This window comes from Roseivirga sp. UBA1976 (assembly GCF_002336325.1).
Classification (GTDB): Bacteria; Bacteroidota; Bacteroidia; order Cytophagales; family Cyclobacteriaceae; genus Roseivirga; species Roseivirga thermotolerans.
This window is the reverse complement of sequence record NZ_DDDQ01000106.1, coordinates 1-12489: the sequence shown is the minus strand read 5'-3', so window position 1 is coordinate 12489 and position 12489 is coordinate 1. Positions and strand designations below refer to the sequence as shown.

The following is a 12489-nucleotide window of genomic DNA, read 5'->3' as shown; positions in this document are numbered from 1 at the left end:
AAGGCCTGTTTTTCCGGCATGACGTTCTTTTCGTACATCGAACTCAGGTTAAAAACAGAGTTACTTCTTACTGATTCTTCAACTCTTCAATGGTCAGCAGCGGATCTACCGATTTAAAAACGAAGCTCCCGGCCACCAGCACATCGGCTCCGGCAGCAACCAAAGGCCCGGCATTCTGTCCATTCACTCCTCCATCAATTTCAATAAGCGTTTGTGCATTGTTTTCGGCAATTATCTCTTTCAATTGCCTCACTTTTTTGTAGGTATTCTCTATAAACTTCTGTCCACCAAACCCAGGATTAACACTCATCATACACACCACATCGATGTCTTTAATAGTGTCTTCCAGCAATTGCACATTGGTGTGAGGGTTTATAGCCACACCGGCCTTACAGTCCAGACTTTTTATTTCTTCCAGCACACGGTGCAAGTGGCTGCAGGCTTCGTAATGCACGGTAATAGTGGCCGCACCGGCATCTCTAAATGCCTTCAGGTATTTCTCAGGCTGTACAATCATCAGATGTACATCCAGTGGCTTTTTCGCATATTGATTAATGGCTTCCATCACCGGAAGACCAAAAGAAATGTTCGGTACAAAGACGCCATCCATAATATCAATATGAATCCAGTCGGCCTGGCTCTCATTGAGCATTTCAATGTCGCGCTGAAGATTGGCAAAGTCTGCCGCGAGTACAGAAGGGGCAATAATGGGTGAGCTCATGCACAAATATATATCAATATTTAATGATCTTACGAGAGCTTGCTCCCCTATTGGTAATTACCCGAACAAAGTAAACACCGTTTTCGTGCAAGCTGATGGTCAACGGATTTCTGTGACCGAATGGAATGAATTCTACCTGCCTGGTAAGCTGGCCCTTGGCCGAAATTATCTCTATTTGAATACGCTCTCCATAGAAAGCTTCATCTACTTCTATTTGCAGGTCGGCCTGAGTGGGGTTTGGATAGGCGTTAAAAATTGAAACCGATCCCTCAGTGTTTTGTTTTAGCAGTTGCACTACTCTCAAAAAATTAGGCACGCCAAAGCCAAATTGCTGGTGCGGTTCAGAGGCCCTATCTCCGGAGTTACGAATTATCTCTCGCATTTCCGCAGCAGTTTTGCCGGAATAGGCCTGCCATATACCTGCCGCAAAACCTGAGATGATGGGGCCTGAAAAAGACGTACCATTCTGTCGTAAATAGGTGCCTTCTACCGAAATGAGTAAGGTACTTTGCCCTTGAGCTACTACATCGGGTTTAAAGACATCGGGTGTATATGTACCCCGGCTACTAAAGCCTGCCAATAGCCCATCTTCATTAATGGCACCAACCGCCAGTACATAAGGACTATCGGCCGGAGCCGAAACAACGGTCCCGCTATTGCCTGCAGAAACGATTAACAGAATGCCCTTAGATGCCGCTATGTTGGCTGCGCGGGTTACCACTGTAGTGGCACCGTTCAACTGCTCGGGCCTGTAGTTCATAGATGGGTCTGAATAGCCATGGGAGTATCCCAGGGAAGTATTTACAATATCTACACCGGCACTATCGGCCTTTTCTGCTGCAAACAGCCAGTTGTACTCTTCTATTCTGTATTCTCCCGGAGCTTCGGTAGCGCACAATATATATTTTGCATTGGGGGCCGTTCCCGTATAGTATTCGTCATTGGCGGCCATAAGCGAAAGCACCCTGGTTCCATGATGTCGGCCGTTATTTACACTCTCAGTATTTCTGGTAAAGTCAAAAGAATAGAGCAGTTGATTGCCCTGTGTCAAACCATTGAAGGCAGGAATCGACCCCAGGTTTTGAAAACCATCGTCAAACACCCCAATAATTATCCCCTCTCCTTTTAGTCCAAAATCATGCATCTCATCTATACCATGCATAGTAAACTGAGGCAATGAGGTCACATCTTCATTCCAAATGTTGCCGGCATTGTCCTGCACGGTAACCGATGAGCTTTTGGAAAGTGGGGCATCCGGGCCCACATACTCAGTAGCTCTCACAAATTCAAGGTTATCTACCAGGCTCTTCTGTCCGTTGTCCATCTGAACCAGAACCCCATTCATCCATTTGGTGGTATAAAATACCTGCACCCCCATTTGCTCCAACAGAGCTGTATATACCGGACTAACCGGTAAGTCTTCTTCTGTGACAGGAATATTTTGTTTTGCCCGCCTCTGAATGGCTCTCTCCGAAAGAAACTGTTGGGGCGAACTTGTGCTGTAAGGGGTCCCGTTCTTATCCTTAAAAAAGACCATGTACCGATCTTGGGCAGCCGATTGAAGGCTTATCAAAACCAGTATGATGCTGCTACTAATCTTCTTCATTGAGGGTACCATGGGCTATCAACTCTTCCCTGTATAGTCTACCGGACTCCACCTTGTTTTGACCAAGACATTCCGGGCGAGAGCATAGTTTCACCTGATTATAGAATTTGTAAATGAGTCCAATGCTATCGCGATAAACTTCTCTGCGAATATCCCGAAAAGTGATTCCGTCATCTTGGTTGCTAATCTCTATCTCAGCCGCCTCCAGGAAGGTATTGAGGCCTACAGTGAAGGGCTTATTGAAAGTTTTGAAGCGTTGGATAACCGGCTGCCTGCTATTCATGAGGTTGCCGTCCCATCTGCGGGAAGTATCGGCAGGAAAGACCATTTTAATAAGGGGGACATTGTTTTCTACCGATATGGCTTTATCTCCCTCAATTCGGGCGGTCCATACGGAGTCTAACTCCCAGGCCTGGGCAGAAGTTGGTCGTGTATACCGTCTGATAAAGTGAGAAATCTGCCCTTTAGGGCTTTCGAATGCCTCGCCTACTTCTTCTCGCAACTGATAGCGTAGGGTATCGCTGATATCCACCGCCTGATATCGGATTTCATATACATTGTACTCCCGGTATTTGCCTTGCTCCAGAAAGAAGTACGACTTCCCCAAATTAGGGTCAGTCGGAGCCTCGGGCTCTTCATCGGATCCCTGGCCACAGGCACAAACTGTTGCCAACACAACACAGAGAAACAGAAACCAGTTTTTGAGTTTCATATAGCGAATTAAGACCTTAATTAATCGTTTAGCAAACATTTAGACCTGCTGTCTCATAATATTCTAAAATGAGAACTGGGTAATGCTCCTGATGACTAACGTAGAATTCTGATTTATATACATATCGAACGGTCTTTACCCTAAGTTTTGTCCTCATTTCCCTTCTACATTTTAGATTAAGTTTTTGGAATGACTTAGTTTTGCCCAGCTAAAAACACTTGAGTAATGGCCCTAAAGACTTTTGTTATTGTAAGCGGAATCAACAATTTAAGCGATGCCCGATATTGTGCAGGCATGTTAGTTAATCAGCTTGGATTTAACATTGAAAAGCAACACAATAACTATACTGATCCACAGTCGTTTAAAGAGCTTTCAGAATGGGTTTCAGGGGTTGAATTTGTAGGCGAATTTGAATTGGAATCTTCTGCAGGTTCACTCAAAGAGCAAATCGCTGAATATGATCTTCAGGCTATTATGGTTAGCTCCGTTTCATTGATTAACGAAGCTCTTTCAACAGGAAAAAGCGTGATCTATCGAACTGATCGTCTGGCCGATGCTCGGGAGGTATCGGAAAAGTGGGGTAAACAATTAGACTATATTATTCTTGAAGATGAGTCGGCCGGCACTAACGATCTGGCCCAACTGGCCACCACCTCTCCCATTGTATTGGGCAGCGGTGTATCTGTAGACACGGTAGAGGCTATTTTGGATGATGTTCAACCCAAAGGAATTGCCCTTAAGGGTGGGAACGAAATTCGCCCCGGATATAAAGAGTTCGATGAAATGGCCGATATTCTGGAAGCCCTTGAAGATGATGAGTGGGTCTGATTGCCAATATTGCTTTTTCAACCCATAGCTTTACCACTCCTCCTGTTTGCTTCACCTGCCAAAGAAATTTTGTGTAGTTTTCGGTTATGAGAAAGCTAATAATCTGCCTGATGCTGGTTTCAGGCTTTGGAGTGAGTCCCATTCTGGCACAATCTGATTTAACCACCTTTATATTAGTACGCCATGCAGAAAAGGGTGATGATGACCCCAGAGACCCTAGTTTATCGCCAGAAGGAAAAGCCAGGGCTGAACGACTGGCTGTTTTACTGAAAGACCAGCCTATTTCGGCTGTCTACTCTACTCCCTTTAAACGAACTCGCTCCACGGCTGCTCCGGTAGCACAATTGCATCAGCTACAGGTAATGGATTACGATTTCCGAAGCCCCACTTACCTGACCGAAATGCTAAAAAAACACCAGGGCGGAACCGTATTCATAGCGGGTCATTCAAATACCACGCCCATGGTAGCAAACTTACTCCTTGGAGAGCAACGGTTTGAACAGCTCGATGAGAAGGAATATGGTAAACTTTTTATTGTGACGGTTTCTGCACTGGGCAAAGGAACTGTAACGGTTATTAATTATTGATCACACTTAAAGCTTGCAATGTTCGCTCAGTGCTTGCTTTCCATCCTCATTCCCTAGTTCTGCAGCCTTCTTAAAATCTGTGCAGGCATCGAACTTATTGCTGATGTTTATTTTTGCAAGCCCTCTGCGATAATAGATATTGGCATCTTGTTCAAGATTGAGTGAAGACGTATAATCTTCAATAGCTCCGGTATAGTCGCCTGCCTCTTCTTTAATATAAGCCCTATAATCATAGTAGACAGCAGACTCAGGACTCATGCTAATGGCTTTATCAATATCGGCTCTAGCAGCTTTCATCAATGAAAGTTCCCAATAGGCCAAGGCTCTGGCGGCATATACCCGGTGTAAAGTGCTATCGCGCCTGAGTAGGTGGTTATACTGCTCAACCGCTTTGTTGTACTCTTCGTTTACCTCATATATCTCGGCCAGATTGTAATAGTATTGATTGTTAGTGCTGTCACGCTCAATAGCTGCCTGAACAGCCTCTCCGGCCTCACTATAGCGCTCTAGCCGGTATAAGGTCACTGCTTTGTAGTTGTGATATTCCGCCAAATCTACACCTAGTTCTCCGGCTTTCACATAGTCGGCATACGCCTCTTCATATTTCCCCAGCTCGGCTCTGCCAATAGCCCGGTGATAATATGATTTACCAACAGTACTGTCTATGGCTATGGCTCTGGAATAGTACTTGTCTACCCCTTCGTAATCATCGAACCTGAACATAAGAAGCCCCATGTTCTGGTTATAATTTATGTTGAAAGAATCGGCCGCCAAAGCCTTTTCGTAGTCCGCTCTGGCTCCCTTGTAGTCGCCCAGGTAGTATTTGGCCAGCCCCAGATTATTGTAGAGGGTTGGATACTCGGTGGAATCGGCCAGTTCCATGGCCCGTCCAAAGTCGGCAATAGCTCCATAGGTATCGCCTGAATATAACTTGGCCAAACCTCTTCTGTTCAGTACAATGTTGTCGTTAGCATTAATTTCCAGCGCCTTGTTGAATTTCTTTATGGCGTCATCGTATTTCTTTTCACCCAAAAGACTCACACCTTCTTCGAACAAAATCTGAATTGGAGATGGCTCTGAAGTCTTACTCTTTTCGGCCTGTAAATGAGCCGAATAAGCCTCACGAACTTCCTGCGTCATCTCAAAAAGCGCAGCATCGATGGAGGTTTCAAAATCGTATTCCGATATATCCATTCGCATAACGCCATCCTCTTCGCTAATGGATAAATAAACTGTAGGAAGAAGAATGTTATCTATCACATCATAGTTTAGGCTCAGACTGTAGACGTCATCGTGACTTACCCCAATCATGAAGTAGGTATCTTTCTCAAAATAAAAGCTATAGGTCAGATCGCTCTCAATGTCGTTTAAATCAGAAGCTTTGGTTTTTATCATAAGCTCATATACCTCAAGCGAGTCCAGAACCGTTTCTTTAACTTCTAAGGGTTCCCAGCCGGCTAGCTCTATCAGTTCTTTTAGGTCATAGGCCTTTGTTTCATCAAAGCCCAGAGCATCCACATCTCCATCTTCTTTCTCAAAGGTGTAGCCTTTCGCAAAGGGGTCTTTGGTCCAGGAAATAGAATCGTTGGATACCTGAATCATTTTAGCCCCCATAAACTCCATTTCCATTCTTGCGTGGCTTTTCCAGTAGGTTATGGTCAGAGGTATATTTTTAATTTCTCCCACGGCCATGGTTCCTCTCATTATGAACTGCTCCATGGATTCATCCTCAATGTCCAGGGTTTTGTATTTCTCGATAGCCTTGAAATGGTTATTGATAAGCTTTTTCGTTGAAATTTCCTGAGCCAATGCTGGCTGTGTAAGGCCCAAAAAGAGCATTAGGGCTAATAATGAAAAGTTTTTCATAAGAGCTAGTAGTATTACCCACTAATGTAAATTATGGACAATAAATTGACTAATCTTTTCCTAATCTTTTGGTTGCGAAAGCCTGAGAAAAGGTAGCCCTCCCAACGCACTGAAAAGACTAATGATAAAAAACAATGTAGCCAAAGCGGTGGCACTGGTCTGGTCTATGAGCAAATAGCCGGCACCTTTCACCATGACCAACTCACGTACCCCAATGCCTCCTGGTAAAGATATGGGCAGAGTGGCCGCTACCGAAGTGATCAGAAAGAGAGTGAGGTAGTCTATATAGGCACTTTCTACTCCAAGCGATTTGAGTATAAGAAAAGCACTAATTACCTGAAGTCCCTGAACACCAAGCGCTTGAAGGTTGGTGGTATGACTAACGGACTTAAAACGCTTAAATAATAAATGCACGAGTAAATAATAGGCTGGAAATGCAAAAACAAGCCCCAACCACAGTATAAAACTAAAGGTTCCGAGTGCCGTGGCGGTATGCCCAAAAATAGCAAGTCCGCAAGCTAAAAAACCAAGGGCAACTACACCACTCACACGGTCGAGCAAGGTTGCACCTATAAGCTGTTTCAAGGGTGTTCCATACCACTTATTGAGCAAATACACTTTGTACCCATCGCCCCCAATTCCGCCCGGTAAGAACTGATTGTAGAGCATGCCAAGTAAATAAAGTTTTAGGTTGAACCAATCGTTGAGCTTGAGCCCGAGTGCCCTAAAGAAGAAGTTGAGCCTAAAAGCGCTAAGGAATTTAGAGGCTAGAAAAGCGGCAAGTGCCAGAATGAGCCACCAGAAATTAGCTGATAAAAGCGTGGTTTTTAGTTCGTTAAGATCTATTTCCTTAACCACAAAGCGAATAGCCAATACAGCAATAATAAGCTGCCCGGCCACCTTGAGCCACCGTTTAAGCTTTTGGTTTGCCAACGAAGGTTTCTTTTAAACGATATACTTTCTTGTTTTGCGATTCGAAGTAGGTTCGCATCATAAGTTCTGCAATAATACCCACTGTAATGAATTGTATTCCGGCCAGGATAAGAATGCTTCCCAGAAGTAACAACGGTCTTCCCCAAATATCTTCACCGGTCCAGAATTTATACACCACCAGGTAAAGGTCGATTAGAAAACCAATAATAAAGGTGGCAATACCCAAACCGCCAAAAAGGTGCATTGGCCTTCTAAGATACTTCTGGAAGAAGATCATCAGAATAAGGTCGGCCATAACTCTGAAAGTCCGATTGATGCCGTATTTAGATTGTCCGTGAATTCTGGCATGGTGGCGCACATCGACTTCCGTCATCTTAGCTCCCTGAAGTTTGGCGAGTACAGGGATAAAGCGGTGAAGTTCTCCGTATAGCCCCAGATTCTTGGCAATGTCTTTTTTATATATCCTAAGGCTACAACCGTAGTCACTCAGACGCACATCGGTTGTGTTCCTGATAATCCAATTGGCAATCTTGCTGGGAAACTTACGTAAAACAAAGCCATCCTGCCGATTGGCTCGCACTCCGGCCACCACGTCCATTCCCGATTCTTCCAACTTGGCCATCATTACCGGTATATCGGCCGGATCGTTTTGCAAGTCGCCATCCATAGTCACTATATAATCTCCCTCGGCAGCATCAATACCTGCCTGCATGGCGGTACTCTGCCCATGGTTTTTATTGAAGATTAATAGCTTGGTACGCTCATTAGCTATTTTTTTGGCATTCTCTACGGTCTTATCGGTTGAGCCGTCATCTACCAAAATCAACTCATAGTCTATCCCTTCCAACGCCTCGTATTCCTTTTCACACAACGGAATAACGTTATCTTCTTCGTTGTAGAGTGAAACAACCACCGAAAGTTTCATGTATCTGCTAGCTATTTAAGTGGGCCAAATTTTCGCAGTGCAAAGTAAATGAGTTCTGCCTCAAATACCTAATCAGGGCCTTTGTGTATCACTTCCATAAAATCCCTTTGTTTATAGCAATTTCAATTAGTTTTGTGAGCGAATGAAACTGAATATCATATTTGCCTGTATTGTTGCTCTGGCCATAGCTGTGATGTACGCCAACATTGGTGGGCTGGATATATACGCTCTCGATGAAGCTAAAAATGCCGAGGCTGCCCGGCATATGTTTACCACAGGCGACTATGTGGTGCCTTATTACAACGGTGAATTAAGAACCGATAAACCACCCCTGCATTACTACTTTATGGCAGCAGGTTATTCACTTTTCGGAGTTAATCCATTTGGAGCACGTTTCTTTTCATCCTTTTTTGGAGTGCTCACCGTAATACTCACCTTCTTATTTGTGCTCAAACATTTTCATACCAGGGCTGCCATTTGGTCCGCTTTAGTGCTCATCACATCGCTGCACTTTAATTTGCAGTTTCACATGTCGGTTCCCGACCCTTACCTGATTTTCTTTACTACCTGGGCCTTTATATCGTTTTATGAGGCCTATAAAACGCACAATCGCTGGCAGCTTTTTTTCTTCTACTTTGCCATTGGCTGCGGCATTTTAACCAAAGGACCGATTGCCATTGCTTTGCCGGGGCTCACTGCTCTGTTTTTTCTGTTGTTCAATAAAGACTTTAAGTGGAAAACGATATGGAGATTACAACCCGTGGGCGGTTTGTTGATCTCCTTTATGGTGGCCTTTCCGTGGTATCGGGAGGTCCATCGTCAAACCAATGGCGCATGGACCGAAGAGTTTTTTCTGAAACACAACCTATCGCGTTACTCAGAGGCCATGGAAGGCCATGAGGGCATTTTCCTAATCACGTTTGCCTATGTATTTCTCCTGGGCATGCTCACATTTACACCTTTTGTCTTTCAAAGTGTGAAGCATGCCATAAAGCAGCGTAAAGAAGAGCCGTTACTCTACGTACTTATAGCCACGCTGGTGGTAGTGGTTTTCTTTGCTTCCTCAAGCACTAAGCTTCCAAACTATACCGTTCCTGCCTACCCTGCCCTGGCCGTGATACTGGGAGTTTATCTATCCCGAATCGATGAACAATGGCTTAAAAACACATGGAATAAGGTTGGACTCCTAATGTACACCATAGTGCTTCTGGCTTTTCCGGTGGGTATATATGTCGGGCTTCAGGCCGATGATTCCCTGGGTCACCTGAGTTATCTGGCCTGGTATTTTATTCCACTCAGTCTATTGGGAGTGCTCAATGTTGTATGGCTCATTCAGAAAAGAATTTACCCTCTATTGGTGAGTAATGCTGCCGGATGGTTGATCACAATTTTACTCTTCTTTCACCTGATTTTTCCTCCGGTAGACGCTGAAAATCCGGTGAGAAAATTATTGCCGCAAATAGACGAGACCCAGATGGTTTTATCCTATCAGCGGCTAAATCCGGCTTTTGTGTTTGCTTTGGAGCGAGAAATTACACGCTTCGACAATCTGGATGGGCTGAAAGAGCAAATGAAGCAATCACCTTCAGGATATGTCATTTCCCGCACAGAGTTTAGGGATGAGTTGGAGCAAATTGAAGGTCTGGTGTATCATTCTGAGGCAAGAGACCTATTCGAAAACCCTACTACACTTATAATGCGCTGGGGCCCATAGCCCCTACCTTCTTAAAAGACCCCGCTGGAGTTTCGGAAGTGTACTTTTAGGTGCCATGATGGCATAGGCAATTACGACCGAAAGAATACCGAATATACTCCCGAAATATACATCGCGTGCAAAGTGCTGTAGTATGTACATTCTACTTATGCCTACAAGTATGGCCGATATAAATAGAGCTATTCGTAAGGCATTAGACCGAACCACAAGCATTAAAAAAAAAGCCAGTGTAAATGCAGAGGCCGTATGTCCTGAGGGAAAGGCATCATAGCTACGCACCGTAACTCCTTCAACAAAATTCAACCGGTCTAGCTCATCTTGAAAAAACAACTTTGGGCGTGGCTCACCGGCATATAACCATTGTTTAAAAACGTGCACAAAAAGGGTCTGGAAAACTATGGCGATTAAAAAGGTGTAGAATCGGTGGTAGTGTGTAAATAGAAAATAAAGAGCCACCAGCCCCAGTAAAAAACCATCGCCCACATAGGTCCAATACTTAAAAAACGAATCGGCCAAAGGACTATGCCGATCGTTTAACCAAAGCACCAGATCGCCATGGCTGGTAGAAACCAACAATATTCCTCCCACCACAAAATAGAGGGCTGTTAACCAGTGAACGGGTTTTCCGAATAAATCAGCCTTCATTTTTAAATCTAAACTTTAAGAATTTTATCGTCTCGCCTTTCTCTAGAAACTTCCGCTCAAAATCGGTTTGAATACCGTAATGATCCGCCAGCAAAGGTGAACTATAAAGATCGTGTGTTTGGGCTACAATTTCGGTATCCTTACGTTCTTGAAGCAATTCCACCGTATAGTCAAAAAGCTGCGTGTTATCCGTTTTAAAGTTCACCAAACCGTTTTTATGGAGAATAAGCTTGTAAAGTTCTAGAAATCGCGGTGAAGTAAGCCTTCTTTTAATGTCGCGCTTTTTGGGTCTCGGATCAGGAAAAGTTATCCAAAGTTCATTAACCTCTTGTGGAGCAAAGAACTGATCTAAGTGTTCTATCTGAGCCCTCAAAAATGCGGTATTGTTCAAATTTTGTTCGATGGCAATAGTGCTACCCACCCAAAGTCTATCTCCTTTAACGTCTACACCCACAAAATTTCTGTTGGGAAAATGAGCTGCCAGGCCGGTAGTATAATGGGCCTTTCCACAGGCCAGCTCAACCGTAATTGGCTGATCTTTGGAGAAGTACAACACATTCCAATTCCCCTTCAGTTCTTTATACAGTGCTTTGCTATCCTCCAGTACATTGTGCCTTTCAACATTCTGTGCAAAACGCTTCAGTTTCGATCTCCCCATTACAACTCTTCAATTTCTGCTACCACAAAGGTACTTCCTCCAATGTAAATCATATCGCCCTCCGATGCTAAACTACGGGCCTTTGCGATGGCTCTATTCACATCCTGAATGTAATACCTGGTTTGCTTCATGTACTGTGTTCTTTCTCTCAACTCTTCCAGCAAAAGAGCACGTGGTATTTGCGGTTCGCAAAATATAAGTACAGCATCTTCCGGCAGCATGTTCAGAATTGGCTTTAGGTCTTTCTCCTTCACAAAGCCTAAAACCATGTATAGCTGGTCGAATAATTCTCGCTGAATCTGACGTACTATATATTCAAATGCCTCCTTATTATGACCTGTATCACAGATAGTTAAAGGATGAGAACCAATTTGCTGCCATCTCCCTTTTAATCCTGTGTTAGCCTGTACATTTTGAAGCCCAAGGTGAATGGCCTCATCAGAAATTTTCCAACCAGCAGTACGCAGAATGTCCAAAGCTGTAAGTACTCCTCGCACATTTTTGGCCTGGTAGTTTCCTTTTAAATCGGAAAGCGGAATGGCATCAAATTGCACCTCTTCTGCAAAGGTTATGGGGGCATTGCGGTTATTGGCTATCTGAGTAAAAACAGGAACGGTGTCAGCTTGTTTTTCTGTAATTACTACCGGAACATTCTCTTTAATAATACCGGCCTTTTCCATTGCAATTTTGGCCAGGGTATCCCCCAACAACTCCATATGATCGAAACCAATGTTAGTGATTATGGAAAGTTCGGGTCTAATAACGTTCGTAGAGTCAAGCCTGCCTCCTAACCCAACTTCAATTACGGCCACTTCTACTTTTTTCTGAGCAAAGTACTCGAAAGCCATTACCACTGTGATTTCAAAAAAGGAGGGCTTAATTTCCTCAATTAGCGTTTTATGCTTTTTAATAAAATTAATTACGAAGTCTTGCTCGGCTTCCTTACCATTGAGTCTTATCCGCTCGGTGAAAGACTTAAGGTGGGGTGATGTATATAAGCCGGTTTTATATCCGGCCGACTGAAGCACTGAGGCCAGCATGTGAGAGGTGCTTCCTTTCCCATTTGTGCCGGCTACATGGATACTTTTAAATTTCTGTTGTGGATTTCCCAGCGCGTTGCACAGCTTTAATGTATTGGTAAGATCTTTTTTAAAAGCAGACTGTCCCACTCTTTGGTACATGGGCAATGCCTTAAACATATAATCAAGCGCCTCCTGATAGGTCATGGTACGAAGATACTAGGTGCATGGTATCAATTTAAGCCCAAGCCAATAAATTTCTGAACCGCATACGT

At 44.0% G+C, this 12489-nt stretch carries 12 protein-coding genes; 3 read left to right on the top strand and 9 right to left on the bottom strand.

Features of this window, described 5'->3' with window-relative positions:
- Window positions 1–67 precede the first annotated feature (67 nt).
- The 3 genes from rpe to B3763_RS10700 are packed head-to-tail and all read right to left on the bottom strand — an operon-like array spanning window position 68 to window position 3039.
- Window positions 68–721 carry a ribulose-phosphate 3-epimerase gene (rpe, locus tag B3763_RS10710; RefSeq protein ID WP_286746349.1) on the bottom strand — a complete coding sequence of 218 codons (654 nt, stop codon included), beginning with the start codon at window positions 719–721 and terminating at the stop codon, window positions 68–70.
- Window positions 722–734: 13 nt separating this feature from the next.
- Window positions 735–2327, bottom strand: coding sequence for a S8 family peptidase (locus B3763_RS10705; RefSeq protein WP_286746347.1), 1593 nt, complete (start codon window positions 2325–2327; stop codon window positions 735–737).
- Complete coding sequence (locus B3763_RS10700; protein ID WP_286746345.1) at window positions 2314–3039, bottom strand: hypothetical protein; 726 nt, start codon at window positions 3037–3039, stop codon at window positions 2314–2316. Before B3763_RS10700 ends, B3763_RS10705 begins: the two co-directional genes overlap by 14 nt.
- 225 nt (window positions 3040–3264) lie before the next feature.
- Here B3763_RS10700 and B3763_RS10695 point away from each other — a divergent pair, with 225 nt between their 5' ends.
- Together B3763_RS10695 and B3763_RS10690 are read left to right on the top strand one after the other, a co-directional pair.
- On the top strand, window positions 3265–3867 hold the full coding sequence (locus B3763_RS10695) for a phosphoribosylanthranilate isomerase (protein WP_286746343.1): 603 nt from the start codon (window positions 3265–3267) through the stop codon (window positions 3865–3867).
- Window positions 3868–3953: 86 nt separating this feature from the next.
- Window positions 3954–4454: a SixA phosphatase family protein gene (locus tag B3763_RS10690; protein WP_286746341.1), complete on the top strand. Its 501-nt coding sequence runs from the start codon at window positions 3954–3956 to the stop codon at window positions 4452–4454.
- A 6-nt stretch (window positions 4455–4460) separates the two neighbouring features.
- On the opposite strand, the gene B3763_RS10685 is transcribed toward B3763_RS10690, so the two are convergent.
- The 3 genes from B3763_RS10685 to B3763_RS10675 are packed head-to-tail and all read right to left on the bottom strand — an operon-like array spanning window position 4461 to window position 8178.
- Window positions 4461–6320, bottom strand: coding sequence for a tetratricopeptide repeat protein (locus B3763_RS10685; protein ID WP_286746340.1), 1860 nt, complete (start codon window positions 6318–6320; stop codon window positions 4461–4463).
- Window positions 6321–6380: 60 nt separating this feature from the next.
- Window positions 6381–7253, bottom strand: a complete 873-nt coding sequence (locus tag B3763_RS10680) for a lysylphosphatidylglycerol synthase transmembrane domain-containing protein (protein WP_286746339.1) — start codon at window positions 7251–7253, stop codon at window positions 6381–6383.
- Window positions 7234–8178 (bottom strand): glycosyltransferase family 2 protein, encoded by a 945-nt coding sequence (locus tag B3763_RS10675; protein ID WP_189631355.1) that lies wholly within the window; start codon window positions 8176–8178, stop codon window positions 7234–7236. The genes B3763_RS10680 and B3763_RS10675 overlap by 20 nt, the downstream gene beginning before the upstream one ends.
- 142 nt (window positions 8179–8320) lie before the next feature.
- Between B3763_RS10675 and B3763_RS10670 the strand changes: the two genes are divergently transcribed.
- Window positions 8321–9892: an ArnT family glycosyltransferase gene (locus tag B3763_RS10670; RefSeq protein ID WP_286746338.1), complete on the top strand. Its 1572-nt coding sequence runs from the start codon at window positions 8321–8323 to the stop codon at window positions 9890–9892.
- A 3-nt stretch (window positions 9893–9895) separates the two neighbouring features.
- On the opposite strand, the gene B3763_RS10665 is transcribed toward B3763_RS10670, so the two are convergent.
- The 3 genes from B3763_RS10665 to B3763_RS10655 are packed head-to-tail and all read right to left on the bottom strand — an operon-like array spanning window position 9896 to window position 12421.
- Window positions 9896–10537 carry a phosphatase PAP2 family protein gene (locus B3763_RS10665; protein ID WP_286746336.1) on the bottom strand — a complete coding sequence of 214 codons (642 nt, stop codon included), beginning with the start codon at window positions 10535–10537 and terminating at the stop codon, window positions 9896–9898.
- Window positions 10527–11195 carry a tRNA (guanosine(46)-N7)-methyltransferase TrmB gene (gene trmB, locus B3763_RS10660; protein ID WP_286746334.1) on the bottom strand — a complete coding sequence of 223 codons (669 nt, stop codon included), beginning with the start codon at window positions 11193–11195 and terminating at the stop codon, window positions 10527–10529. Before trmB ends, B3763_RS10665 begins: the two co-directional genes overlap by 11 nt.
- Complete coding sequence (locus tag B3763_RS10655) at window positions 11195–12421, bottom strand: bifunctional folylpolyglutamate synthase/dihydrofolate synthase (protein WP_286746332.1); 1227 nt, start codon at window positions 12419–12421, stop codon at window positions 11195–11197. Before B3763_RS10655 ends, trmB begins: the two co-directional genes overlap by 1 nt.
- Window positions 12422–12489: the final 68 nt, after the last annotated feature.